This is a genomic window from Thioclava sp. IC9 (assembly GCF_002213225.1).
In the GTDB taxonomy this organism is placed as follows: domain Bacteria; phylum Pseudomonadota; class Alphaproteobacteria; order Rhodobacterales; family Rhodobacteraceae; genus Thioclava; species Thioclava nitratireducens.
This window is the reverse complement of sequence record NZ_NBNX01000001.1, coordinates 187,329-211,481: the sequence shown is the minus strand read 5'-3', so window position 1 is coordinate 211,481 and position 24,153 is coordinate 187,329. Positions and strand designations below refer to the sequence as shown.

Here is a 24,153-nt window from a genome sequence, read left to right as displayed (position 1 = left end):
GAACGGATCGCGCGCTTGGGGCAAACACACGCCAGCGACACCCTTAGGACCCTTGAAGGGAGGCCATTCTCATGCCCATCGTTACCGGTAAGGATACCGCGAAGACCCGCCGCGAACTCAGCGTCGGCTCGAAGACCTATGCTTATTACTCGATCCCCGCCGCCACCGAGGCTGGCCTGGGTGATTTCTCGAAGCTGCCCGCCTCGCTGAAGGTGGTTCTGGAGAACCTTCTGCGGTTCGAGGATAACGGCTTCACGATCTCGACCGACGACATCAAGGCCTTCGGCGAATGGGCCGAGAAGGGCGGCAAAAACCCGCGCGAGATCGCCTACCGCCCCGCCCGCGTGCTGATGCAGGACTTCACCGGCGTTCCCGCCGTGGTCGACCTCGCCGCGATGCGTGATGGCATCAAGGGTCTGGGTGGCGACGCGCAGAAGATCAACCCGCTCGTGCCCGTCGACCTCGTGATCGACCACTCGGTCATGATCGACGAATTCGGCAACCCGCGCGCGTTCCAGATGAACGTCGATCGCGAATACGAGCGCAATATCGAGCGCTACAAGTTCCTCAAGTGGGGCCAGACCGCGTTCGAGAACTTCCGCGTGGTTCCGCCGGGCACCGGCATCTGCCACCAGGTGAACCTCGAATACCTCGCCCAGACCGTCTGGACCGACAAGGATCAGGACGGCACCGAAGTCGCCTATCCCGACACGCTCGTGGGCACCGACAGCCACACCACCATGGTCAACGGCGCGGCCGTTCTCGGCTGGGGCGTGGGCGGTATCGAAGCTGAAGCCGGCATGCTCGGCCAGCCGATCTCGATGCTGATCCCGGAAGTCGTGGGCTTCAAGCTGACCGGCGCGATGGTCGAAGGCACCACCGGCACCGACCTCGTGCTGAAAGTCGTCGAGATGCTTCGCGCCCATGGCGTGGTCGGCAAGTTCGTCGAATTCTACGGCGACGGCCTCGACCACCTGCCGCTGGCGCAGCGCGCGACCATCGCCAACATGGCCCCCGAATACGGCGCGACCTGCGGCTTCTTCCCGGTCGATGACGAAACCCTGCGCTATCTCGAGCAGACGGGCCGCGACAAGGACCGCATCGCGCTGGTCGAAGCCTATGCCAAGGAAAACGGCATGTGGCGCGACGCGGATTACGCGCCGATCTACTCCTCGACGCTCGAGCTGGACATGAACACCATCGTTCCGGCGATCTCGGGCCCGAAGCGTCCGCAGGACTATGTCGCGCTGACCAAGGCGGCCGACGCCTTCGAGAACGTCGTGGCCGACTATCGCGGCATCGACATCTCGGAAGACGCCAAGGACATGGCCGACGAAGGCCCGGCCGCGACCAAGTCGGTCTCGATCGGCAAGACCGCCAAGGTCGAAGGCGAGGATTACGAGCTGCGCGACGGCTCGGTGGTGATCGCCTCGATCACGTCCTGCACCAACACCTCGAACCCCTACGTGCTGATCGGCGCGGGCCTCGTGGCGCGGAAAGCGCGTGAACTGGGCCTCAACCGCAAGCCCTGGGTGAAGACCTCGCTGGCACCTGGCTCGCAGGTCGTGTCGGAATACCTCGAAGCCGCTGGCCTTCAGGAAGACCTCGACGCGGTTGGCTTCAACCTCGTGGGTTACGGCTGCACCACCTGTATCGGTAACTCGGGTCCGCTCCAGCCGGAAATCTCGAAGGCGATCAACGACAACGACCTGATCGCGACCTCGGTGCTCTCGGGCAACCGGAACTTCGAAGGCCGGATTTCGCCCGACGTGCGCGCCAACTACCTCGCCTCCCCGCCCCTCGTGGTGGCCTACGCGCTGGCTGGCGACATGAACATCGACCTGTCGAGCGAGCCGATCGCCCAGACGCCGGATGGCAAGGACGTCTACCTGAAAGACATCTGGCCGACCGACAAGGAGATCGCCGATCTCGTCGAGAAGGTCGTCACCCGCGAGAAGTTCCAGTCGAAATACGCCGACGTCTTCAAGGGCGACGAGAAGTGGCAGGCTGTGGAAGTCGAAGGCGGCGAAACCTATGACTGGCCCGCCAGCTCGACCTACATCCAGAACCCGCCCTACTTCAAAGGCATGTCGCCGGAAGCAGGCACGATCTCGAACATCAAGGGCGCGGGCATCCTCGCCGTGCTGGGCGATTTCGTGACCACCGACCACATCTCGCCGGCGGGTTCGTTCAAGCCCGACACCCCGGCCGGGAAATACCTGGTCGAGCGTCAGGTCGCGCCGAAGGACTTCAACAGCTACGGTTCGCGCCGTGGCAACCACGAAGTCATGATGCGCGGCACCTTCGCCAACATCCGCATCAAGAACGAGATGCTGGACGGCGTCGAGGGCGGCTTCACCAAGGGCCCCGACGGCGAGCAGACCACGATCTTCGACGCGGCGATGGCCTATGAGAAAGCCGGCAAGCCGCTGGTGATCTTCGGTGGCGAGCAATATGGCGCGGGCTCCTCGCGCGACTGGGCGGCGAAGGGCACCAACCTGCTCGGCGTCAAGGCCGTAATCGCGGAGAGCTTCGAGCGTATCCACCGCTCGAACCTCGTCGGCTTCGGCGTGATCCCCTTCGAGTTCACCGAAGGCCAGACCCGCAAGGATCTGAACCTGACCGGTGAAGAAGAGGTCTCGATCGAAGGTCTGGAAGGCGAAATCAAGCCGCAGTCGATCGTGCCCTGCACCATCACCTACAAGGACGGCACCACCAAGGAGATCAAGCTCAAGAGCCGGATCGATACCGCGGTGGAGATCGAATACCTCAAGAACGGCGGCGTGCTGCACTACGTGCTGCGCAACCTCGCCAAAGCCTGAGGCTGACGGTCACGAGATTGGAGAAGGCCCCGCGAGCGCGGGGCCTTTTTCGTTCGGGAGGAGCGATCCGACTTTCGCCCGGGCGGCCAGTCCGGGCCGCGCCCGACCTCCCCCCGGGAGGGCGCGACTGCACTGCACCACTGAGACTAGGCCGTCGGGGCGATGGAGAAATAAAGTGCCCTCGCCCACATCTCACGAGCGCCCACCCGAGGTCGGGCGCGGCCCTCAGCGCGCGATTCCCGCCATTCGCCCGGTCTGTGCTATACTCGGCCTCTCACGAAGGGAGGACGACGCGATGAACAGACGCGAGATGTTGGCCCTGACAGTCGGAGCGATGACGGCGGGAGGCGCGTTGGGAGGCGCGCGGCCCGCGAGGGCGGAGGCGGTGATGGGCGATGGCGGGCTCTACCGGCAGCCCTTCTTCCACGAAGGGTTCCTCGATCTGGGAGAGGATCTTCAGGAGGCTGCGGATCAGGGCAAGGGGCTGATGGTGCTCTTCGAGCAGCGCGGCTGCCCCTATTGCCGCGAGATGCATCTGGTGAATTTCGCCAAGCCAGAGATTACCGGGCTGATCGAGAAGAGCTATCTGGTGGTGCAGCTCGATCTCTGGGGCGCGCGCGAGGTCACCGATTTCGACGGCGAGGCCTTGGAGGAGCGCGCGCTGGCGCAGAAATGGGCGGTGAACTTCACGCCGACGCAGGTGCTGATCCCCGCCGCGAATGCGGGCGCGCAGAGCCTGCGCGAGGCCGAGGCCTTCAGAATGCCGGGCTATTTCAAGCCCTTCCATCATCTGGCGGGACTCGAATACGTGGCCAGCGGCGCCTATGCCGACCAGCCGTTCCAGCGCTTCTTGCAGGACAAGTTCTCTGAACTCAGCGCTAAGGGCATCGACCCGGATGTTTGGTAAGAGCCAAATGAAAACGGCCCGCGCGATTGCACGGACCGTCTCAAACCGTCACACGGGCTCAGCTTACGCGAGCGCGAGGTTACCTGCCGACTGGCGGCCGTCACGGCCGGTTTCCAGATCGTAGGTCACTTTCTGACCGTCATCGAGACGCTGGATGCCAGCGCGCTCAACGGCGGAGATGTGAAGGAAGATGTCCTTGCCGCCATCGTTCGGTGCGATGAAGCCATAACCCTTGGTGCTATTGAACCATTTCACGGTGCCTTCGGCCATCGTGAGTCTCCTATTAAATTATGCTGCCTGCGAAATGCGTCAGCTCGGCGTAGTCAGTTCTTGAAAGCAAACTGAAGCCGTAAGGAGACAGTGCATCTGGGAATCAAACGTAGCGAGAGAAGACATAAGGCGAACGAGCGAAAATTGCAATCGTCAAAGCGGGCGCGCCTCCTTGCGCACCCAATATCTTCGACGGCGACGCGCGGCTTCCCGCCGACGCCGGTCCGGGCGAGAAATCGAAGAGATTTTGGACCTTTGCCAAGGCGCCCGCGTTACTCCCTAGCGAACACAGAGATCTTCAGTCGATGAAGACCCAGGAGGACCCCCATGACAGCAGCTCCGCTTGGCCCCGGCCAACTCAACGCAATCGACCATGGCGGCTCGGGTCGGCCCGTGGTCCTGATCCACGGCTGGCCGCTCTCGGGCAAGGCGTGGGAACGGCAGGTCCCGGCCCTGCTCGACGCCGGCCACCGCGTCATCACCTATGACCGCCGAGGCTTCGGTCTGGCGGAAAAACCCACTGAGGGCTTCGATTACGACACGCTCGCCGCCGATCTCGATGCCCTCATCACGGCGATGGATCTGCATGACGTGACACTGGTGGGCTTCTCGATGGGCGGCGGCGAGGTCGCGCGCTACATCCGCAATCACGGCGAAGGCAGGCTGCGCGCCGCTGTGTTCGCCTCCGCCGTGACCCCCTATCTGATGCAGAGTGACGACAACCCCGACGGCCCGCTGACCAAGGAGGCCGCCGAGGAGATGGAGCAGGGCCTGCGTGATGGGCGCGAGACCTTCTTCCCGCAATTCGTCGAGACTTTCTACAGCGCCGGCGGAGAGCTCAAGGCCTCGGACGAGGATTGCGAAAAGGCGGTAACGCTGTGCAACCAGTCCGACCAGAGCGCGGCGCTCGGCTGCATGGAAGCGTTCGGCACGACCGATTTCCGCGCCGACCTGGAGGCCGTGCGGGTGCCGGTTCTGGTGATTCACGGCGACAGCGACGAAATCGTTCCGCTCGAAGGCTCGGCCGCGCGGACCTACAAGGCGATCCCCGACAGCCAGTTCTTCACGATCAAGGGCGCGCCGCATGGCTGCAACGTCACCCATTCGGAAGAGTTCAACATCGCGCTGATGGAGTTCCTGAAGTAACGCCCCCCGGGCTTCGGCCTTCTATCAGTCCGGCCCGCGATCCCTTGCGGGCCGGGTTTCTATTGTCTAAAATGTTCATGTTTTGTTTTCACCACCCCTCTCTGTCGCTGCGACCCGATGACCACGCCCCACCCTTTCCCCCTGCGCGAAGGCCGCACCCATGAGGTTTGCGGCATGGGCACCACGAGCTTCGCCTGCGCGGTCTGCGCCAGCACCACGGGACCGATCCTCTGGGTGAACGAACGCCATCGCCGCGAAGGGCTCAATCCGCGCGGGCTGGTGAGCTTCTTCGACCCCGGGCGGTTGCTGCTGGCGCGCGGCAAGGACCAGACCGACACGCTCGCGGTGATGGAAGAGGCGCTGCGCGACGGCTCGGTGCCGCTTGTGATCGGGGAATTGCCGCGCGAGATCGGGCTGACGGCGGGGCGGCGGCTGCAACTGGCCGCCAAGGAGGGCCGCGCGACGGGGCTGTGCCTGATCCTGCCCGATGGCGGCTCGAACGCGGCGGAGACGCGCTGGCACGCGATGCCGATTTACGACAAGCTGCTGCGCGAGGGCGTGGACTCGCCGCGTCTGCGCTGGCGGCAGCTGAAGAACAAATCCGGCCCCTGCCGCGCCTGGGAGGTGGAGTGGAACGCGAAGACCCGCACGCCCGAGATCCTGTCGGTCAATGACTGCGCACCGTCGAGCGTGCCGGTGTAGCCCTATGCCTCAGAGGTCGAGCTTGTCCTCGATCGCGCCGATCTGGGCGACCGGATCGACGGGCCATTGGCTGATATTCTGCAAGCCGCGATCTTCCAGCACCGCGCTGCCCGGATGATCCGCCAGCCACGCCTCGATCTGCGCATCGCGGGCGCGCAGGAGTGCGGCGAATTGCGGTCGGTAGAGCGTGACCATCGCGCTCAGCCACAGGTTCACCGCCCAGTTCGGATGCGCCAGTTCGATCGCGAAATGATCGAGCAGCCGGATCATGTCCTCGGCGCGGTAGAGGCATTCATCCGTGACCCAGCGATTGGTGGTGAAAATGCGGATCGCCCGGCCCTTCGCATCCACGCTGATCGCGCCGATATGGACGAAGCGCGCGGACCTGTCCTCGGGGATTTTCGCACCGGGCAGATCCCACGGCTCCAACCCCGGAATGATCCCTTCGGGGCGCATGAACAGGTGGAAATGCCCGTTCTCTCCCTCGGCCATCTCGCGCGCGTCATGGGCATGGTAGAAATAGTGGCAATGCGTCTCGGTATCGAAGACATCGCCCTGCGGGTAGCGCGACCAGACAAGGAAATCCCCCTGCCCGCGCAGCACTTCCGAGACGACGCTCATTCCCGATTTCGCCAGCACCGTCTCGCATTCGAGCACGGTCTCGGCCGCGTCATGCATCTCTTCCAGTCGGGCACGAGGCAGCCCCTCGATCCCCGGATCGGCGATGCGCAGCGTGGGCGCTGGCGTCGCCGGGTTGGCACTGTCTGGTGACATCTCGGAGGATGTTTCGGGTCGAGTCATCGGTCTCTCCTCATGCGAACGGGGCCAGCCTAGGCGCTGACCCCGTCCTTGTCATCGCGGCATCTGCGCTCAGAGCGGCTCCATGCCGAGCATCTCACGCACAGCCGGTTCACGCGAGGTCTTCAGACCAATCTGGCGGCCTTCCTGCACGGCGATCTCGTTCGGAACGCCTTTCGAGGCACGGTAGAGCGCCCACATCGCGCCCACGCGGTTCGCGCTCTCGCAATGCAGCAGGATCGGGTAGTTCGCCGGGTCTTCGACGATCTTCGCGAATTCGGCGACCTGTTCCTCGGTCGGCGCCTTGGTCGGCACGGAGATCTGGATATAGTTCATCCCGGCCTTCTGCACGAGATCGCCTTCGTTCGGCGCGCCCTCGTCAGGCTTGAGCAGACTCACGACGGTCTTGAAGCCGAGCATCTTAAGCATCGGGATGCCCGTCGGGTCGATGAAGCCACCGGTGCCGACATAGGGCGTCGCGCGCAGGTAGTTGTCGACGATCGGGGGCATCTTGTCGCCATAGGGCGCCTGCGTGGCCTTGACGGTAGTGTCATAGGGCCCGCTGGCCATCGGTGCCGCGTCGTTGCCCGCATCCGCAGCCTTTGCCGCCGAGGGGGCGCAGGGGTTCGCCGCGGCGGGCGCGCAGGGGTTGGCCGCCGCCGGAGCGCAAGGGTTGGCCGGAGCGCAGGGGTTCGCGACCGCCGGCGCACAGGGGTTGGTCGCCTGCGCGCTGGAGGTGGCGGGAACCGCGGCGCTCATCGCGACCGCCGTCACCGGCACCATCGCGGCGCGCAACAGGCTCTTGCGTTTCTTGTGCAGTTTCATGGACTTTGTCCTCCCTAGGCTATCGTCCGTGTTAATACTGGTTACCCACGCGCGTTTGCTGATGTCAGGGCGAACTCGTCGGCCTCGTCATCCGGGGCGCAGACCTCTTCGGCGGTGAACGGACCGCCACGCGACCGCTCGAGGATCGTGCCGAGGCGGAAGCCCACAGCGGCGATGATGATCAGCGCCAGCAGGATCACCCATTCCGGCAGCCCGAAGAGCTGCGGCAGGGTCTGCGCCGTCGGCCCCTGACCTGCGAGGTAGAAATCCTTGATCGGATCGAACACCCAGGCGAAGACCGTGGTGCCGAGCACCATACCGATCGCGAAGACCACCGCATCGATCCGGCCCGAAGCCACACCGACCACGGAGGTGCCCGGGCAGTAGCCGCCCACAGCAAATCCCGCGCCGATGAAGACGCCGCCCAGCAGGATCGCCCAGAAGAAGAGCGTCGGGATGAAGACCGCGGCCGGGCCCATCCAGCCCATCGTCCGCAGCACGTAGAGCCCCACGGCGCAGACGATCACCGCGGTGAACATCACCTTGAAGACCGAGAAGTCGCGCAGCGTGAACTGCCCCGTCAGCTTGCGCGGAGAGCCGAAGCCCGCCGCTTCCAGGGCATAGCCGAACAGGATGCCCGACAGGAGGCCCGAGGCTATGCCGCTATCGTAAAGAGGGATACTCATTGCCAGATCCTCCGCATCATCATCGAGACGGCGAAGCCCGCCGCGAAGAAGCCGATCAGGAAGACGAAGCCCGCCACGGCGAGCGTCGCGCTGCCCGACAGACCCAGACCCGAGGTGCAGCCGCGCGCCAGACGCGCGCCGAAGCCGACCAGCGCGCCGCCCAGCAGCGCATAGACGAGGCGATTGCCGGAACTGGTGCGCGGCCCGCGCTCCACCTTGACCGAGATCCGGCCCGCGCCTTTCGCGCCGAGCCACGCCCCGATCAGGACGCCCACCACTTCCCAGGTGATCCAGCTCAGAAGCGGGCTGCCTGCCGCCATGAAAGGACCGAAATAGGAATTGCTGGCGGTCGCCTGCGGGGCGATCCAGTCATTGGCCTGCGCCGCGAAGCGGGTCACGAAGCCGGATGCGCCGAGCCCGTGCCCGGTCACGATGAAGGTCAACAGCAACGCGAGGCCGAGCGCAGTGCCGGCGGCGAGCGGTGACCAGAATGGTTTTGGAGCGTCTCTCATGAAAACCTCCGATCCTCCCATAATCATATTCAAAGATGATGATACAACACACCCGAACCGTTTCAACATTTTTAACCGCTGCAATGCGGCAAATGACATATTGTCGGAAAGCACCCTACCCGCCCGCCAGAGAAAACCACCGAAAGCCAAAGCCTTGCCCCAATCCCCCGCCTCCTTCACCGCGACGATTGATCGCGACGGTCGCTGCGAATTGGCGCGGTCGGGGGCGCGGCTTTTTCCCTATTGGAGCTTTACCAAACCGGTGATTGCGGCTCTGGCGCTGATGCTCGAGGCCGAGGGGTGGCTCGACCTGCGCGCGCCGCTCGACCTGCCGGAGCTGCCCGGTGGCATCACCCTCGCCCGTCTGCTCGACCACAGCGCGGGCCTGCCCGATTACGGCACCCTGCCCGACTATCACGCCGATGTCGCCGCCGGACGCGCACCGTGGCCGCGCGATCTGCTGGTGGCACGGGTTTTGGCGCAGCACTCGCGCGACGAGTGGCGCTATTCCAACCTCGGTTACATGCTCGCCCGCGAGGCGATCGAACGGGCAGCGTGCCGGAGCCTCGCGGAGCTGGTACGAGACCGGATCGCTGGACCGTTGGGGCTTGAAAGCGTGCGGCTCGCGGAGGCGCCTGCCGATTTCGCAGAACTTCACTGGCCCGAGGCGCGCGACTACCATCCCGGCTGGGTCTATCACCGCTCGCTGATCGGCACGGCGGGCGATGCGGCGCGGCTGTTGCGCGGGCTGAGCGATCTGCTCTCGCAAGACGCATTCGCCCGCATGACCGCCTGTCGCGAGCTGGGCGGCGCGCTGCCGGAGCGACCTTGGACGCGGCATGGCTACGGGCTGGGGCTGATGTGCGGCGACTGGGGCGAGACGCGCGTTTTCGGCCATTCCGGCGCGGGGCCGTTCAGCGCCAACGCGGTCTATCACTGCCCCGAGACGGGCCGCACCGTCGCCGCCTTCACGCATGGCCCCTTCGAGGGGCCGGCGGAGATCGCAGTGGCAAAGCTCGTGGTGGGGCGGTGAGGGCTGCGCCCGACCCTGGGTGGGCGCATGCGCTCCCTAGGTGGATTTCCGTTTATCGCTCCACCTCTCCCTAACCTGCGTTCGCGCGGCTCCGGTGCAGATGCGCCCTCCCGAAGGCAGGTTGGGCGCGGCCCGGGCTGACCGCCCGGGCGAAGGCACGGTTTCAGACGCGTCCGAAGCCTCCGGCGCATACCTCGTCGCCAAAAAGAAAGGCGGCAACCTCCGTCGCCGCCTCTCCCAAGATACCGGGAAATCCGATCTCACACGCCGCTGTCGAAGGGCTCGAACGCCTCGGCGCGGGCACGCTTCCAGCGCTTGAGATAGCCGAAGCGGTCGTCATCCTCGCGCAGAAGGAACCCTTCGGGCATGTAGTGATAGATCTCGTCGCCCACTTTGAAATCCCGCTCGCGGTCGCGCACCAGCAGGTGATGCGGCAGGAACTGGCCCGGATGGGTGAGGCCCGCAGCCCCCGTCATTTCGGCCAGCGCCTTCATCGTGTTGCGGTGGAAATTGGCCACGCGGGTCGCCTTGTCCGGCACCACCAGCGCGCGCTGACGGATCGGATCCTGCGTGGTGACGCCGGTCGGGCAGCGGTTGGTGTGGCACGACTGCGCCTGAATGCAGCCGATCGAGAACATGAAGCCGCGCGCCGAATTCGCCCAATCCGCGCCGATCGCGAGAACCTTGGCGATGTGGAACGCGGTGACGACCTTGCCCGAGGCGCCGATCTTCACCTGATCGCGCAGCCCCGCACCGCGCAGCGTGTTGTGCACGAAGCTGAGCCCTTCCACGAGCGGGAAGCCCATGTGGTTCGCGAATTCCAGGGGCGCGGCACCGGTGCCGCCTTCCTTGCCGTCGACCACGATGAAATCGGGCGTGATACCGGTCTCGAGCATCGCCTTGACGATGCACATGAACTCGCGGCGATGCCCGACGCAGAGCTTGAAACCCACTGACTTGCCGCCCGACAGTTCGCGCAGTTCGCCAATGAATTCCATCATCTCGATCGGCGTCGAGAAGGCCGAATGCGAGGCGGGCGAGATGCAGTCGCGATCCATCGGGATGTCGCGTGCCTCGGCGATCTCGGGGGTGATCTTTGCGGCCGGGAGCATGCCGCCGTGGCCCGGCTTCGCACCCTGGCTCAGCTTCAGCTCGATCATCTTGACCTGCGGGTCCTGCGCGCGCTTGGCGAATTTCTCGGGGTTGAAGCTGCCATCGTGATTGCGGCAGCCGAAATAGCCCGAGCCCACCTCGAAGATCAGATCGCCGCCCTCGCGGTGATAGCGCGAGATACCGCCCTCACCGGTGTCATGCGCGAAGCCGCCCATCTTCGCACCCCTGTTGAGCGCCATGATCGCGTTCGCCGAGAGCGCTCCGAAGGACATCGCCGAAATATTGTAGATCGACGCCTTGTAGGGCTGTTTGCAGGTCTCGCCGCCGATCTCGACGCGGAAATCGCTATCCTCGATGTGGCGCGGCTTCACCGAATGGGTGATCCACTGATAGCCAGATTCCGACACACGCATCCGCGTGCCGAAGGGCTTGGCGTCCTCGATATCCTTGGCCCGCTGGTAGACGATCGTGCGGGTGGCACGCGAGAACGGCACCTCCTCGTCGTCGCCTTCGATCAGGTATTGCCGGATCTCGGGGCGGATCTCCTCGAAGAAGAAGCGCAGATGGCCGAGGATCGGATAGTTCCGGGTGATGGCGTGGCGGCCCTGGATCAGGTCGTAGATGCCGACCAGCGTCAGGAAACCGAAAAGGATCGCGGCGACCAGGAACCAATCTGTCAGGATCAAGCCGGAAAGCGCGAAGAGCGTCAGCAGGGCTGACAGGACGAGCGGAGAAAACCGTATGAAACGCGTGAACATGCCCCCTCCCGCGGGGTTTTTTGTCTTGTGTTCGCTTTGCCCGCCCACTCTAGCGTGCGCGGGTTCTATGTCGAAGAACAATTACGCCCGCAACCCCGGATCGGACCAGATAGCCGCCTCGAGCGCATCGAGCCCGTCGGTCAGCGCGGCGGGGCCCGGTTGCAGAATGAGGGTCGATTTGACCTCGTGCAGCCGGTTTCGCGCAACAGCCGGAACGTCCTGCCAGCCTGGCCTTGCGGAAACTTTCTCGGGGCGGAATTTCTTGCCGCACCAGGAGCCCACGATGACCTCGGGCGCGGCTGCGATCACTTGTTCGGGAGCGACGATGCGATCCTTGGCTTTGCCCTCTTTCGCCAGCTCGGCGAAGACATCGCGCCCACCCGCGATCTCGATCAGCTCCGACACCCAGCCGACGGCGGAGATCAGCGGCTCGTTCCATTCCTCGAACCAGACGCGCGGACGGCTCGGGCGCGGCTTTGCGGCGACCTCCGCCAGACGCGTCTCGTAGCCCGCGGCCAGCAGTTCCGCCCGCTCGGTGCAGCCCACCAGCGCGCCCAACGTGCAGATCATGTCGAGGATTCCCGCGACCGAGCGCTGGTTGAACGCGTGCACGGCCACGCCCTCGCGCACCAGCCCCGCGACGATGTCGGCCTGAAGGTCGGAGAACGTCAGGACGAGGTCCGGCTCCAGCGCAAGGATCTTCGGTAGATCGGCGGAGATGAAGGCGGAGACGCGCGGTTTTTCCTGCCGTACCCGTTTGGGCCGCACCGCGTAGCCCGAGACGCCGACGATGCGCGCGTCCTCGCCCAGAAGGTAGAGCGTCTCGACCGTTTCCTCGGTCAGACAGACGATGCGTTCAGGAGGAAATGCCATCAGATCCCCAATGTGGAAAGTGGTTGAAAAACAGGGCCTTCCGACGTGATTTTAAAGTGCGCGCGGATGTGAAACACCTGCGCCAGAAGCGTCTCGGTCAGGACCTCGCCGGCCGGTCCATCCGCCACAAGCCGCCCGCGATCCATCACCCAAAGCCGGGTGCAATGGCGCGCGGCCAGCCCCAGATCATGCAGCGAGGTGACGACCGCGCCGCCCGCCTGCACGTGGGCGCTGAAGACCTGCATCGTCGCGATCTGCGCCGCCGGATCGAGCCCGGCAATGGGCTCGTCTGCGAGGATCAGCGGGCTTTCCTGCGCGAGCGCCCGGGCGATCAGCACCCGCGCCTGCTCGCCGCCCGAGAGCTGCGTGGCGGCGCGGTCTCGGTAAGTGTCGAGCCCCATCCGGCGCAGCGCTTCTTCCACCGCCGCCGCCCCGCGCGTCGCCTGATCGCGGCCATGCGGCAACCGCCCCAGCGCGACGAGATCGGCAACCGACAGCCCCCAGGCGATTTCGCGCGCCTGCGGCAGCCACGCCGCCGCCCGCGCCCGCGCCATCGGATCGAGCGCCGACAGCGAGCTGTCCCCGCGATGCGACAAGAGCCCCATCGCACCGCGCAGCAGCGAGGTCTTGCCCGCGCCGTTGGGCCCGATCAGCCCGATCAGCTCGCCCGGCGCGACCTGCGCCGAGACGTGATCGACGACCGGGCATTCGCCCCGCAGAACGGTCAGGTTTTCCAGCTCCAGCATCAGCCCTCGCGCCCCATCTTGCGGATCATCGACAGGAAGAACGGCGCGCCGACCAGCGCGGTCAGCACCCCCAGTTTCAGGTCGCGCTCAGGCGCGATCACCCGCGTCGCGATATCGGCCAGCGTCAGCATCGCCGCCCCGCCAAGCGCCGAAGCCGGAAGCAGCCGTGAGGGCCGCGCGCCCACGGATTTGCGCAGCAGATGCGGCACGACGAGGCCGACGAAGCCGATCGCACCTGCGACCGCCGTGGCCGCACCGACCATGAGCGCGGTCCCGAAGACGACCTGAAGCCTCAGTTTTTTCAAAGAGATACCAAGCGAAGCTGCAGCATCCTCCCCAAGGCTCAGCGCATCCAGCCCGGCCCCTGCGCGCAGCAGGATCAAAGCGCCCACGATCAGGAACGGCAGTGCCAGGGCGACATGGGTCATCGACCGATCGGCAAGCGAGCCCATCATCCAGAACACGATCTCGGCCGCGGCATAGGGCGACGGAGCGAGGTTCAGCACCAGCGCGGTCGCCGCCGCCGCCAGCGCGGAGACGGCGATGCCTGCAAGGATCAGCACCAGCGCCCGGCCCTCGCGCCCGGCAAGGACCAAGATCAGCGCGACGGCCACGCCCGCGCCCGCCAGCGCGGCGAGCGGCAGGGCCAGGGCGAAGAGCGCGTAGAGCCCGGTCTGGATCGCGATGACCGCGCCAAGCGCCGCTCCGGCAGAGGTGCCGATCAGCCCAGGCTCGGCCAGCGGATTGCGCAGGAAGCCCTGCATCGCGGCGCCCGACAGCCCCAGCGCGGCGCCAACGCCGATACCGAGGATCGCGCGCGGCAGGCGCAGCTCGCGCATCACCAAGCCCGCCGCGCCATCGCCGGAAATGAGCGCGGATATCCCGTCGAGCGGCGAAATCCCCGACGGTCCGATCAGCAGCGACGCTGCGAAAAGCACCGCGCAGAAGGCTGAGAGGAAAATGAGGATCGCGCGATAACTCATTGCGTTAACTTCTCTTTCTCGATCTTGCGCCCAAGCGTCGCCAGTTGCCCTACCGCATTCAGCATCGCCGGTGCGCCGCAGGTCCAGCTCGCATCGCGCAGGCCCCGCACGACCGGAAGATCGCGCAGCACCGGGTGCGCCAGTACCTCCTGCGCGCGGCTCGTGCCGGTGCCGCCTTGCGAGCCCCCCACGACCACCAGATCGGGGCGATCCATCACCAGATCTTCCAACGGCAACCGTCCGCCCCAGTCGAGCCCCGGCCCGCTGACGACGTTCTGAAACCCTGCCATTTCAAGGATTTGCCCTTCAAGGGTCCGCGGCCCGTAGCCATAGCCCGAGGGCCCGATGATCGCAGCTTTCAGCCCCGGCGCGGGTGTCTGGATCGCCGCCAGCCGCGCATCGAAATCCGCGAGCATCTTCGCCGCGCGACCGGGATGGCCAAGAAGCTTGCCCATCGTCTCGATCCGGCCGCGGATCTCGGGCAGCGAGGTGCCGGGCGGCAGTTGCTCGACCCGGATCCCGAGTGTGCGCAACATGCGGATCGTGTCGGGGTTCGACCAGGTATCGGCCAGCACGAGATCGGGATGGAGAATCGAGATTTCCTCGGCGCGCCCGAAGTTTACGGGAAGGTCTTCAGCCTGTTTCCAGTGCACCGACATCGACGGGTCGGTCGCGAAATGGCTGACCGAGACGATCTGCGACGGATCGGCCAGCGCCAGCGCCAGCTGATCGGTGCAGAGGTTCATGGAGACGACCCGCCGCGGCACATCTCCCGCAGGCTCTTCCGCCCATGCGGAGGAGGTCGCCGCCAAGGCGGCGAAAAGGGCGGCGCAAACCGCCCCTTTCAGATCAGAACCGCGCACGCAGCCCCACATAGGCGGCGCGACCCGAGGTGCCGTAGCCCGGCCAGAGCTGGTAATCGGTGTCGGTCAGGTTCTCGATGCGCAGATAGGCCTCCTTCTCGTTGCCCAGATCGTAGGTCATCTGCGCGTTCAGCAGGCCGTAATCGGGCTGGCTCTGACGATCGGTGACCACACGCATATCGGCGGCGAGCGTGATCTTGTCGGTCACCTGCGCGTCGATGCCCGCGGTCAACGTATGACGCCCGAAGGCCGAGTTCCACGTCGATCCCGACGACAGCCCGTCGGGGTTCTTCCAGTCGAGATAGGTGTAGCCGAGGCTGTAGTTGATCTTGCTGGTGATCGGCCCTTTCAGCCCCAGCTCCAACCCCTGCCGCTTCGCGGTGCCCGAGGTCTGGTAGTAGGTGCCGTCGTAGTCGATCAGGTCCTTCACATCGATATGGAACAGCGTCGCGGTCAGCTTATGCGCACCGAAGTCACGCTCGACGCCGAGATCGTAGCTCAGCGATTTCTCGGGCTTGAGGTCGGGATTGCCCACGTAGCCGTCATAGAGTTCATAACCCGACGGCGCGCGGAAGCCATTGCCGATCGACGCCCGGTAGAGCGTCGCGGCGTCGGCCTGCCACGTCACGCCCAGACGACCCGTGGTGTTGCCGCCGAAATCCGAGTGATCGTCGTGGCGCGCGGAGGCGGTCACGTTCACCCCGTCCATCGGCGAGAAAGCATATTCACCGAAGATACCCGTATCCGCCGTGAGGACGTGGCCCGAGACATAGGTGCCTGTATAGGTTTCCAGCGTGCGATCCGCCCCGAAGGTCAGCCGCCCCGGCCCGAGATCGGTCGAGGCTTTCCAGTCGAGTTTGCGGCGCTTGCCCTCGTAGCCATAGTCATAGACCGGATACCAGCGCGAGGTCGTGTAATAGGTCAGACCGAGCTCGTGATCGAGCGGGCCGGTCGCGAATTTCGCGAAGAGCCGCCCGCCACGTTCCTTATGGATGGTATAATCGTTACTGTCCGTGGGCAGCGGGCCGAAGCCGTTATCGAACTCGCCCCGATCGTTCTGCGCGAACCCGTTGAAGCCGATCAGCAGATTGTCGGAGATGCGCTTCTGCGCGCGCAGGCTGACACGGTCGGCGCGGTAGCCGTCCTTCTCGGTATTGCCGTTCTTCTTGTCGGCGGCCGAGAAGCCTGCAGTGTAAATTTTCGACAGCTGAATCGCGAGTTCGTCATCGCCCTTCTTCCAGCCGAAATTATAGGCCGCATTCGCGGTGTGGTAGGAGCCGAGCTCGAGCTTGACGCTTTGGCTCACGCCATCCTCGGTCGGGCGCGGCGTGTCGAGGTTGATGACCCCGGCGACCGCCTGCCCGCCATAGACCGCCGATTGCGAGCCGCGCATGATCTCGACCCGGTCGTAGTTGAACGTGTTGAACCGGCCCAGGTCGGGCAGCACCTGCGTCGCCGACGGATCGGAGACGTCGATCCCGTCCACCATGACCTTCACGTAATTCTGCGACACGCCGCGAATGGTGAAGCCGGTCTGCGCGCCCATCGGCCCGCGCGACAGGATGCCGACGCCCGGCGACTGCGCGATCAGGTTGGCGAGACGGGTCTGGCCCGAACGCTCCAGCTCCTTGCGCGACAGCACGGTGACCGCCTGCGCGGTCTTGTCCGACGATTGCGGCTCGAGCGCGCCGTGATAGATCACGATCTCATCGAGTTGGTAAGGTTGCGCATCTTGCGCGAGCGCGGGGCCTGCCAGCGCTGTGGTGAGCATCAGGCCCACGGTCAAACGGGTGCGGATCATATCCAATTCCCTCGTGCCGCGACTCTGCGGTCGCGTGAACTTCGCATTGCAAGTCTTTGGAAATTTGGAATTTCCGCCGACGGTGAAAAATGTCACCACTGACGGAAGACCGCCTCCGCTGCGCGCCCCGCACAGGCAGAAAGGATGAGCGCCTCGGCAGGTCTCCTGGCTCGCGGGTCCTGGTTCCGGCTGGCCTTCCCGGGTCTCCCCAGTGGCTCAGTCAGCCGTCACTCGCCGCTCACAGTTGCGGGGGCAGCCCCGGAATGAATGCACGCATCGCACCGGGTTCCCTTTTCATCCGCTTTCGCGGAACCGAAGTGCCCCTGCTGTGCCGCGCGCGCCGCACTGAGTCAAGAATATTTCAGCTTTCCACGGCGCGCCGGCAGCGCCGGTTGAACCGGATCGAGGATAGCAGCGCGAGACCGATGAGCCCGGCCCCGATCAGGCCGGTGATCACCTCGGGCACTTCCACCAGCGTCTGCGCGAACATGACGACGGAGAGGATCAGGATCGACCAGAAGGCGCCGTTCTCGAGATAGCGGAATTCGCTGAGCGTGTTGCGCTCCACCAGCATCAGGGTCATCGAGCGCACATACATCGCACCGATCCCCAGACCGATCGCGATCAGGAACAGGTTCTGGGTCAGCGCGAAGGCCCCGATCACCCCGTCGAAACTGAAGGACGCATCGAGCACTTCGAGATAGAGAAACGCGCCGAGGCCCGCCTTGGCCGTCTCGGCGGCGATATTCGTCCGGTCGAGCACGTGGCTGAGCACCTCGACGCCGAGAAAGGTCGCAAGGCCGCAGATGGAGGCGAAGAGGAACTCGTCCTCGCGCCCCTCCGGCAGAATCCAGGTGAAAAGCAGAACGACGACCAGCACGAAGCCGATCTCCAGACCTCGGATCGACGCGAGCGCGCGCAACCGGCGCTCCAGCGCGCGGATCCAGTCGACCTCCTTGCCCTCGTCGATGAAATAGGTGAGCGCGACCATCATCAGGAAGGCGCCACCGAAGCCCGCGATCGACAGATGCGCGTCCTCGATGATCTCGGCATATTCGGCCGGGTGTTTCGCAGCCAGAAGAACCGCATCCCACGGTCCGATGCCGGCGGCGATCACGACGATCAGAAGCGGGAAGAGGATACGCATCCCGAACACCGCGATCAGGATGCCCCATGTCAGGAAACGACGCTGCCATTTCGGCGTCATCTGGTGCAGCTTGTTGGCGTTGACGATGGCGTTGTCGAAGCTCAGCGAGATTTCCAGCACGGCCAGCACGGCAGTGATCATCAGGAAAGAGACCGCGCCGCCAAGCCCTCCGGTCTGGGCGAACCCCAGCGCGAAGGACCCGACCAGCCCTGCCACCGTGACGGCGATGGCCCAGGAAAAATAACGATACATGATGGTCATGCTGGCTCCGGCTGCATGAGGCCTCACTTAGGCTTCGCCCCCTGTCTTCGCAAGGGAGCGCACTGTCAGAGTTGGTCTGTGTGCCCCTACGGCGTGGGGCGGGTGGGCGGAAAAACGCGGCGCAAGATACCCTGCGCACGGCGGGTCGCGCCCGCTAGAGCCCGACCTCGTCGAGCCAGCCCTTGATCCGCGCCTCATTCACCCCGAGATCGGATTTCCCGTAGACGAGGTGCCCGCGGATCTGCAGCGTATCGCCTTCGACCCAGAGCGTGGTGACATCGGGAAAGCCCCAGACGGCCGAACGCGTCACATAGGCCGCGTAGCCCTCGTCGGCGCTGCCCGCGACGCGCTTGGTGCGCGCGGTGCCCCGGATGATCTTGTCGAGCGCGGCCATCTGCGCCGGCGGATCGGAGACGTCGCGCACGGCCTGAAACCCGCCTGTCTCCGGGTGGTCACCGGGCGCTTTCGCCAGCCCGTCGACATCGAAGCGCGCCGGATCAATCGGGGCGAGGCGCACCCACCCGTCGGCCGCCACCACGACGGCGAGCCCGAGCGCGAGGATCGTCACGGCCCGTTTCATGCCGCCCTCTCCCGCATCGCCCAGCCCGCAAGGGCGATCAGCTCGGTCGCGACATGGGCCCCGGCGATCGCCGTCACCCCGGTCGGATCGTAGGGCGGAGAGACCTCGACCACGTCGCCGCCGATCAGGTTGATGCCCTTCAGCCCGCGCAACAGCTCTGCCGCCTGCCAGCTCGCCAGACCGCCCCAGACAGGCGTACCGGTGCCGGGCGCGAAGGCCGGGTCCAGACCGTCGATGTCGAAGGTGAGGTAGCAGGGTCTATCACCCACAACCGCGCGGATGCGTTCGAGCGTGGGACCGATCCCTTCGCGATGCACGCTCGGCGCATCCACGATGTTCACGCCCAGCGTATCGGGATTGTCGGTGCGGATGCCGACCGAGACCACATTCTCCGCCCGCACGACGCCCGACTTGATCGCCTTGTAGAGGAAAGTGCCATGGTCGATCCGGTCCATGTCGTCATCGGCCCATGTGTCGGAATGGGCGTCGATCTGGATCAGCGCGATCTCGCCTTGCGCGGCGACTGCCGCGCGCAGGATCGGAAGCGTGATGAAGTGATCGCCGCCGAGCGTGATCGGCACCACACCCGCCCCGAAGATCGCGCCGAGATGCGCCTCGATCCGGCCCGGTACCTCGGGCACATTGGCATAGTCGAAGGGCATGTCACCGTAATCGACGATCGCCAGCTCGGAGAGCGGGTCATAGCCCCAGCCATAGGGCGCATCGAAAGCCTGCAGCGTCGAGGCTTCGCGGATCGCGCGCGGCCCGAACCGCGTGCCGGGGCGGTTGGTCACCGCCTGATCGAAGGGGATGCCGTTCACGGCGATCTGCGCGCCTGCGAGGTCTTTCGTGTAGCGCCGCCGCAGGAAGCTGGTCGCGCCACCGAAGGTATTCTCGAAGCTCAGACCGCGCGCATCTGCGCGCGTAAAGGCCTGATCCACTTGGGTTTTCGCATCTTCCAGAGCCATGGTCGCCCTCCCTTTCGCCCGCGAAATCTGCGCCAGCCCTCGCAGGAGGTCAAGTTGCCCCGCAAGGCGACGAGGGACGTGTCCGAACCCGCGCACTCCGACAAGGGCCCGCCTGGGGCGATCCGGGCCGGGCAGCGCCCGCAACCGCGCGAACTGGGCGCAGACGACCGAAGCTCTCATTCGCTCACGCCACCGTGTGCCGCGACTTCATCGAATGGGCGCGCCCGCCGCGCCGGCCCGGCAGCCCCGCTTCACCCAACCGATATTGGCCCGCGTGACAACGGCGCGGCAAAATCTCGCCTCGGCGCGAAAATTTCCAATGAATGTGACATAGGTCAAACTTGCGAGGCAAACTTATCTATATCACCGCCGCGTGAGCTGGAGGAGTTACGATGCGTTTGACCACTCGAACCAATCTCGCGATGCGTGTGCTGATGTTCTGTGCGGTCAATCCGGACCGCACCGTGCGCAAGCACGAGATCGCGGAAGCCTGCAATGCGTCCGAGAACCATCTGGCGCAGGTGATCAACACCCTTGCGCATGAGGATTTCATCACCACCCTGCGCGGCCGCGCCGGTGGCATGAAACTTGCGCGCCCACCCGAACAGATCGGCGTCGGCAACGTGCTGCGCGCCTTCGAGGCCCGCCTGCCTTTCGCGGAATGTTTCGACACCGAGACCAACACCTGCCCGCTGCGCGACGCCTGCCTGTTCCGCGATGCGCTGAGCGAGGCGCTCGAGGCGTTTTACGGAACGCTCGACCGCAAGACCATCGCCGATCTGGTCGAGAACAACACCGCGCTGGAGGCGATGCTCAGCCTGCCCGGCCTGCAACCCATCCCGATCTGCACGGCGGCGCGAGCTGCGCGATAGCCCTTTGAAACAAGGCTCCGCGCAGGCGGCCACGATAGGTCCGAATTCTTGACGCACTCGCGCCAAAATCCGCGCTTTCGTGTCGGCGACGTCACAGTTTCATGACGGTCGCTCACGCCAATGCGACCAAAAATCAGTTTCGCTTGACCGACCCTTTTCTCGGCGAGAGCCTGTGGCTACTTGTCGCAGCAACGGGAAGACCCCGCTAGAACGCGACTCATCACAAGGCTTAGGTCATGCAACAGCAATCGGGCAATCAATCAGGCCAGCAACAGCAAGGCGGCACGAACCGTCCTGGCCAGCAACAAGGCCAAACGGGCAATACGACCCAACAGAACGGCACCGTATTCGACGATTGGGCGTCCATCTGACGCCCTCTCTCGCGCCGCGATGATAGCGGCGCAGGCAGGCCCCGCAACCGGCATCTTCATCCATCGCCGGTTTTTGCGCCGCCCGCCATTCGATCTCTCCTTCGCGCTGCTCTTGCGTGGCGCGAAGTCCAGCTTCAGACTGCGATGATCCGCCAAACCGTCGCGCTGCCCTTGCCGCGCGGCCCGAAGGACCGTCCGGCACGATGAGCACCTCTCTCACCTCCATCAAGGGGATCGGCCCCGCCACCGCCGAAGGTTTCATGCGCGCCGGGATCACCTCGGCGGAAGACCTGCGCGAGATCGGAGCGGACGCCGCCTATGCCGCCTGGATCGAGGCCGGGAACCCCGCCCATTTCATCGGTTACTACGCACTGCACATGGCGCTGCAGGGTCGGCCGTGGAACGACTGCCGCGGGGCGGAGAAGGCCGCATTCCGCAAGAAATTCGACGCGCTCAAGGCGCGGATCGCAGCGGAGGACAGCTCCGCGCCTTCCGCAAAAGAAAAGGGCCGCGCCCGGCTGGACGCGGCCCTCTCGGAAATTGGTCTGATCGCGAAACGCTAGATCAGCCGACGATCTCGAGACCCGAGAAGAAGAACGAGATTTCTTCCGCAGCGGTTTCCGGAGCGTCGGAGCCGTGCACCGAGTTCTCACCCACGGAGAGCGCGTATTCCTTGCGGATGGTGCCCTCGTCGGCTTCCGCCGGGTTGGTCGCGCCCATCACTTCGCGGTTCTTGGCGATCGCGCCTTCCCCTTCGAGGACCTGAACGACGACCGGCTCGGACGCCATGAATTCGCACAGTTCGCCGTAGAAGGGGCGCTCTTTGTGCACTTCATAGAACTTGCCGGCCTGTTCCATGGTCAGCTGGATGCGCTTTTGCGCGACGATGCGCAGACCCGCTTCCTCGAACTTGGCATTGATCTTGCCAGTGAGGTTGCGCTTGGTCGCGTCGGGTTTGATGATGCTCAGCGTGCGTTCGATGGCCATGTGTGACCCTTTCCTTGTGTTCGCGGCCGGAAAGCCGGTCCGAAATATCCCGCGCCTGCTATCATGCAGGGGCTGGCTTGAAAAGCCCTCATGGGCGGGCCCGGGGCGAGTCTAGCGCGGTTTCGTGACCGTTTGGTCAAGGCAGACCGGCGGGCCGCCGGGCGTCACGCGCCGAAGGACGCCTCCGGCGGGGATATTTTTTGCCAAGCCGAAGGGGCGCGGCGCGCAGCAGCGATTGACTGTCGCGCGCCCCTGCGCCAAGTCAGGCCCCATGTTGCGCATCTCCGATATCTCTTTTTCGATCGAAGGCCGTCCGCTCTTTGCGAACGCCTCCGCTACGATCCCCGAAGGCCACAAGGTCGGCCTCGTCGGCCCCAACGGCGCGGGCAAGACCACGCTGTTTAGGCTGATCCGGGGCGAGCTGACGCTGGATGGCGGCGAGATCGCCCTGCCCTCGCGCGCCCGCGTCGGCGGCGTCGCGCAGGAGGTGCCGTCTTCTTCGACCTCGCTGCTCGACACCGTGCTGGCCGCCGATGAGGAACGTGCCAGTCTTCTAGCCGAGGCCGAGACGGCGACCGATCCGCATCGCATCGCCGAAGTGCATGCGCGGCTCGCTGATACCGACGCATGGTCGGGCGAGGCGCGGGCCTCCGCCATCCTGAAGGGGCTCGGCTTCGACATGGAGGCGCAGAAGCGCCCCTGTTCGGATTTCTCGGGCGGCTGGCGGATGCGCGTGGCGCTGGCGGGCGTGCTCTTCGCGCAACCCGATCTGCTGCTTCTGGACGAACCGACGAACTATCTCGATCTCGAAGGCGCGCTCTGGCTGGAAAGCTACCTGATGCGCTACCCGCATACGGTGATCGTGATCTCGCACGACCGCGATCTGCTGAATCGCGCGGTGGGCTCGATCCTGCATCTCGAGGACAAGCAACTGACCCTCTATCAGGGCGGCTACGACACCTTCGCGCGCACCCGCAGGCTGCGCCGCGAAGCGCAGGCCGCGCAGGCCAAGAAGCAGGACGCGCGCCGGGCCCATCTGCAAAGCTTCGTCGATCGGTTCCGCGCGAAGGCCACCAAGGCCAAGCAGGCGCAGGCGCGGGTCAAGATGCTCGAGAAGATGGAGCCGATCACCGCGCCGGAAGAAGCGGCCAAGCAGGTCTTCACCTTCCCCGAGCCGGAACAGCTCTCGCCGCCGATCATCGCGATGGAAAGCGCCGCTGTCGGCTATGGCGGCCCGGCGATCCTGAAGCGTCTCAACCTGCGTATCGATCAGGACGACCGGATCGCGCTTCTGGGTCGAAATGGTGAGGGGAAATCCACGCTTTCCAAGCTCTTGGCGGACAAACTTCAGGTGATGGAGGGCAAGATCACGCGGTCCTCCAAGCTTCGGATCGGCTATTTCGCCCAGCATCAGGTGGATGAGCTTGACCTTAAGGAAACGCCGCTGACCCATCTCAAGCGCGAGCGTCCCGACGAGCATCCCGCCAAGCTGCGCGCGCGGCTCGCGGGCTTCGGCCTCGGCGCGGATCAGGCGGAGACGGCGGTGGGCAAGCTCTCGGGTGGACAGAAGGCGCGGCTGTCGCTCCTGCTGGCGACGCTCGACGCGCCGCATCTCTTGATCCTCGACGAGCCGACCAACCACCTCGATATCGAGAGCCGCGAGGCGCTGGTGACTGCGCTCACCGAATATTCCGGCGCGGTGATCCTCGTCAGCCACGACATGCACCTGCTGGGTCTGGTCGCGGACCGGCTCTGGCTGGTGAAAGGCGGCGCGGTCGCGCCCTATCAGGGCGATCTGGAAAGCTACCGCGCCGAGCTGCTGGCGCCGCCGCCCGAAGACAAGCCCGCGAAGCCCGCAGCACCGAAAACGGCCAAGCCCTCCCGCGATGCGATGACGGCAATGAAGCGCGAGGTGCGCGACTGCGAGGCCCGGGTCGAGAAGCTTAGCGGCATGCTGGAGAAGCTCGACGCGAAACTCGCCGATCCCGCGCTTTACGAGCCGGAAAAGGCAAAGGACCTCGCGGTCTGGCAAGCGAAGCACACCGAGGCGACGCAGGCGATGGAGAAGGCCGAAGCACTCTGGATGGCGGCCTTGGAAAAGCTGGAAACCGCTGAGCAGAACTGAGATC

The 24,153-nt window shown here is 65.3% G+C and carries 23 protein-coding genes and 1 riboswitch; of the genes, 8 read left to right on the top strand and 15 right to left on the bottom strand.

From position 1 onward, the window contains the following. The first annotated feature begins 71 nt into the window (after positions 1-71). Both acnA and B6V76_RS00905 read left to right on the top strand, forming a co-directional pair. Entirely contained in the window at positions 72-2,822 is a 2,751-nt protein-coding gene (gene acnA, locus B6V76_RS00910) for an aconitate hydratase AcnA (RefSeq protein ID WP_075775052.1), read from the top strand. 295 nt (positions 2,823-3,117) lie between these two features. Continuing rightward, positions 3,118-3,729 carry a thioredoxin family protein gene (locus tag B6V76_RS00905; RefSeq protein WP_088726438.1) on the top strand — a complete coding sequence of 204 codons (612 nt, stop codon included), beginning with the start codon at positions 3,118-3,120 and terminating at the stop codon, positions 3,727-3,729. Between the two features lie 63 nt (positions 3,730-3,792). On the opposite strand, the gene B6V76_RS00900 is transcribed toward B6V76_RS00905, so the two are convergent. Further along, a complete protein-coding gene (locus B6V76_RS00900; RefSeq protein ID WP_075775053.1) occupies positions 3,793-3,999 on the bottom strand; it encodes a cold-shock protein in 207 nt (68 codons plus the stop codon). 327 nt (positions 4,000-4,326) lie between these two features. On the opposite strand from B6V76_RS00900, the gene B6V76_RS00895 reads away from it, so the two are divergent. Together B6V76_RS00895 and B6V76_RS00890 are read left to right on the top strand one after the other, a co-directional pair. Beyond that, positions 4,327-5,145 carry an alpha/beta hydrolase gene (locus B6V76_RS00895; RefSeq protein WP_075775054.1) on the top strand — a complete coding sequence of 273 codons (819 nt, stop codon included), beginning with the start codon at positions 4,327-4,329 and terminating at the stop codon, positions 5,143-5,145. A gap of 117 nt (positions 5,146-5,262) precedes the next feature. After that, positions 5,263-5,847: a hypothetical protein gene (locus B6V76_RS00890; protein ID WP_075775055.1), complete on the top strand. Its 585-nt coding sequence runs from the start codon at positions 5,263-5,265 to the stop codon at positions 5,845-5,847. A gap of 9 nt (positions 5,848-5,856) precedes the next feature. On the opposite strand, the gene B6V76_RS00885 is transcribed toward B6V76_RS00890, so the two are convergent. From B6V76_RS00885 to B6V76_RS00865, 4 genes are all read right to left on the bottom strand, one after another. Next, positions 5,857-6,648, bottom strand: coding sequence for a hypothetical protein (locus B6V76_RS00885; protein WP_141104860.1), 792 nt, complete (start codon positions 6,646-6,648; stop codon positions 5,857-5,859). A gap of 69 nt (positions 6,649-6,717) precedes the next feature. After that, entirely contained in the window at positions 6,718-7,470 is a 753-nt protein-coding gene (locus tag B6V76_RS19595) for a protein tyrosine phosphatase family protein (RefSeq protein WP_077701248.1), read from the bottom strand. A gap of 41 nt (positions 7,471-7,511) precedes the next feature. Beyond that, entirely contained in the window at positions 7,512-8,156 is a 645-nt protein-coding gene (locus B6V76_RS00870) for a DUF6691 family protein (protein WP_088726437.1), read from the bottom strand. Further along, a complete protein-coding gene (locus tag B6V76_RS00865; protein ID WP_088718448.1) occupies positions 8,153-8,668 on the bottom strand; it encodes a YeeE/YedE thiosulfate transporter family protein in 516 nt (171 codons plus the stop codon). Before B6V76_RS00865 ends, B6V76_RS00870 begins: the two co-directional genes overlap by 4 nt. Before the next feature lie 154 nt (positions 8,669-8,822). Between B6V76_RS00865 and B6V76_RS00860 the strand changes: the two genes are divergently transcribed. After that, positions 8,823-9,701, top strand: coding sequence for a serine hydrolase domain-containing protein (locus B6V76_RS00860; RefSeq protein WP_240497780.1), 879 nt, complete (start codon positions 8,823-8,825; stop codon positions 9,699-9,701). 260 nt (positions 9,702-9,961) lie between these two features. Here the strand turns inward: B6V76_RS00860 and B6V76_RS00855 are convergent, their stop codons facing one another. The 9 genes from B6V76_RS00855 to speB form a co-directional block, all read right to left on the bottom strand. Then, a complete protein-coding gene (locus B6V76_RS00855) occupies positions 9,962-11,572 on the bottom strand; it encodes an FMN-binding glutamate synthase family protein (protein ID WP_088726435.1) in 1,611 nt (536 codons plus the stop codon). An 81-nt stretch (positions 11,573-11,653) separates the two neighbouring features. Further along, positions 11,654-12,445, bottom strand: coding sequence for a cobalamin-binding protein (locus B6V76_RS00850; RefSeq protein WP_206184170.1), 792 nt, complete (start codon positions 12,443-12,445; stop codon positions 11,654-11,656). Next, positions 12,445-13,191: an ABC transporter ATP-binding protein gene (locus B6V76_RS00845; protein WP_088726433.1), complete on the bottom strand. Its 747-nt coding sequence runs from the start codon at positions 13,189-13,191 to the stop codon at positions 12,445-12,447. Before B6V76_RS00845 ends, B6V76_RS00850 begins: the two co-directional genes overlap by 1 nt. Beyond that, positions 13,191-14,174: an iron ABC transporter permease gene (locus B6V76_RS00840; RefSeq protein WP_088726432.1), complete on the bottom strand. Its 984-nt coding sequence runs from the start codon at positions 14,172-14,174 to the stop codon at positions 13,191-13,193. Before B6V76_RS00840 ends, B6V76_RS00845 begins: the two co-directional genes overlap by 1 nt. Continuing rightward, positions 14,171-14,920, bottom strand: a complete 750-nt coding sequence (locus tag B6V76_RS00835; RefSeq protein WP_157771587.1) for an ABC transporter substrate-binding protein — start codon at positions 14,918-14,920, stop codon at positions 14,171-14,173. The genes B6V76_RS00840 and B6V76_RS00835 overlap by 4 nt, the downstream gene beginning before the upstream one ends. 103 nt (positions 14,921-15,023) lie before the next feature. After that, entirely contained in the window at positions 15,024-16,838 is a 1,815-nt protein-coding gene (locus B6V76_RS00830) for a TonB-dependent receptor (RefSeq protein WP_088726430.1), read from the bottom strand. A 137-nt stretch (positions 16,839-16,975) separates the two neighbouring features. Next, positions 16,976-17,170: riboswitch (cobalamin riboswitch) on the bottom strand. 29 nt (positions 17,171-17,199) lie between these two features. Further along, on the bottom strand, positions 17,200-18,246 hold the full coding sequence (locus tag B6V76_RS00825; RefSeq protein ID WP_075775064.1) for a DUF475 domain-containing protein: 1,047 nt from the start codon (positions 18,244-18,246) through the stop codon (positions 17,200-17,202). Positions 18,247-18,400: 154 nt separating this feature from the next. Beyond that, on the bottom strand, positions 18,401-18,826 hold the full coding sequence (locus tag B6V76_RS00820) for a DUF1499 domain-containing protein (RefSeq protein WP_088726429.1): 426 nt from the start codon (positions 18,824-18,826) through the stop codon (positions 18,401-18,403). Then, entirely contained in the window at positions 18,823-19,794 is a 972-nt protein-coding gene (gene speB / locus B6V76_RS00815) for an agmatinase (RefSeq protein WP_088726428.1), read from the bottom strand. The genes B6V76_RS00820 and speB overlap by 4 nt, the downstream gene beginning before the upstream one ends. 392 nt (positions 19,795-20,186) lie before the next feature. Between speB and B6V76_RS00810 the strand changes: the two genes are divergently transcribed. Continuing rightward, positions 20,187-20,666: an Rrf2 family transcriptional regulator gene (locus B6V76_RS00810; protein WP_075775067.1), complete on the top strand. Its 480-nt coding sequence runs from the start codon at positions 20,187-20,189 to the stop codon at positions 20,664-20,666. A gap of 574 nt (positions 20,667-21,240) precedes the next feature. Beyond that, positions 21,241-21,600 carry a TfoX/Sxy family DNA transformation protein gene (locus tag B6V76_RS00805; RefSeq protein ID WP_088718438.1) on the top strand — a complete coding sequence of 120 codons (360 nt, stop codon included), beginning with the start codon at positions 21,241-21,243 and terminating at the stop codon, positions 21,598-21,600. Position 21,601: 1 nt separating this feature from the next. On the opposite strand, the gene ndk is transcribed toward B6V76_RS00805, so the two are convergent. Continuing rightward, positions 21,602-22,024, bottom strand: a complete 423-nt coding sequence (gene ndk, locus B6V76_RS00800) for a nucleoside-diphosphate kinase (protein ID WP_075775069.1) — start codon at positions 22,022-22,024, stop codon at positions 21,602-21,604. Between the two features lie 271 nt (positions 22,025-22,295). Here ndk and B6V76_RS00795 point away from each other — a divergent pair, with 271 nt between their 5' ends. Next, positions 22,296-24,149, top strand: coding sequence for an ABC-F family ATP-binding cassette domain-containing protein (locus B6V76_RS00795; protein WP_088719350.1), 1,854 nt, complete (start codon positions 22,296-22,298; stop codon positions 24,147-24,149). The last annotated feature ends 4 nt before the right edge of the window (positions 24,150-24,153 follow it).

Coding starts and splice junctions, on each gene's coding strand:
- B6V76_RS00830 (WP_088726430.1), bottom strand. CDS start 16,838: ATGATCCGCACCCGTTTGACCGTGGGCCTGATGCTCACCACAGCGCTG.
- B6V76_RS00890 (WP_075775055.1), top strand. CDS start 5,263: ATGACCACGCCCCACCCTTTCCCCCTGCGCGAAGGCCGCACCCATGAG.
- speB (WP_088726428.1), bottom strand. CDS start 19,794: ATGGCTCTGGAAGATGCGAAAACCCAAGTGGATCAGGCCTTTACGCGC.
- B6V76_RS00895 (WP_075775054.1), top strand. CDS start 4,327: ATGACAGCAGCTCCGCTTGGCCCCGGCCAACTCAACGCAATCGACCAT.
- B6V76_RS00805 (WP_088718438.1), top strand. CDS start 21,241: ATGAGCACCTCTCTCACCTCCATCAAGGGGATCGGCCCCGCCACCGCC.
- B6V76_RS00840 (WP_088726432.1), bottom strand. CDS start 14,174: ATGAGTTATCGCGCGATCCTCATTTTCCTCTCAGCCTTCTGCGCGGTG.
- ndk (WP_075775069.1), bottom strand. CDS start 22,024: ATGGCCATCGAACGCACGCTGAGCATCATCAAACCCGACGCGACCAAG.
- B6V76_RS00825 (WP_075775064.1), bottom strand. CDS start 18,246: ATGACCATCATGTATCGTTATTTTTCCTGGGCCATCGCCGTCACGGTG.
- B6V76_RS00845 (WP_088726433.1), bottom strand. CDS start 13,191: ATGCTGGAGCTGGAAAACCTGACCGTTCTGCGGGGCGAATGCCCGGTC.
- B6V76_RS00885 (WP_141104860.1), bottom strand. CDS start 6,648: ATGACTCGACCCGAAACATCCTCCGAGATGTCACCAGACAGTGCCAAC.
- B6V76_RS00855 (WP_088726435.1), bottom strand. CDS start 11,572: ATGTTCACGCGTTTCATACGGTTTTCTCCGCTCGTCCTGTCAGCCCTG.
- B6V76_RS00870 (WP_088726437.1), bottom strand. CDS start 8,156: ATGAGTATCCCTCTTTACGATAGCGGCATAGCCTCGGGCCTCCTGTCG.
- acnA (WP_075775052.1), top strand. CDS start 72: ATGCCCATCGTTACCGGTAAGGATACCGCGAAGACCCGCCGCGAACTC.
- B6V76_RS00795 (WP_088719350.1), top strand. CDS start 22,296: ATGTTGCGCATCTCCGATATCTCTTTTTCGATCGAAGGCCGTCCGCTC.
- B6V76_RS00820 (WP_088726429.1), bottom strand. CDS start 18,826: ATGAAACGGGCCGTGACGATCCTCGCGCTCGGGCTCGCCGTCGTGGTG.
- B6V76_RS19595 (WP_077701248.1), bottom strand. CDS start 7,470: ATGAAACTGCACAAGAAACGCAAGAGCCTGTTGCGCGCCGCGATGGTG.
- B6V76_RS00865 (WP_088718448.1), bottom strand. CDS start 8,668: ATGAGAGACGCTCCAAAACCATTCTGGTCACCGCTCGCCGCCGGCACT.
- B6V76_RS00810 (WP_075775067.1), top strand. CDS start 20,187: ATGCGTTTGACCACTCGAACCAATCTCGCGATGCGTGTGCTGATGTTC.
- B6V76_RS00850 (WP_206184170.1), bottom strand. CDS start 12,445: ATGGCATTTCCTCCTGAACGCATCGTCTGTCTGACCGAGGAAACGGTC.
- B6V76_RS00900 (WP_075775053.1), bottom strand. CDS start 3,999: ATGGCCGAAGGCACCGTGAAATGGTTCAATAGCACCAAGGGTTATGGC.
- B6V76_RS00905 (WP_088726438.1), top strand. CDS start 3,118: ATGAACAGACGCGAGATGTTGGCCCTGACAGTCGGAGCGATGACGGCG.
- B6V76_RS00835 (WP_157771587.1), bottom strand. CDS start 14,920: ATGAACCTCTGCACCGATCAGCTGGCGCTGGCGCTGGCCGATCCGTCG.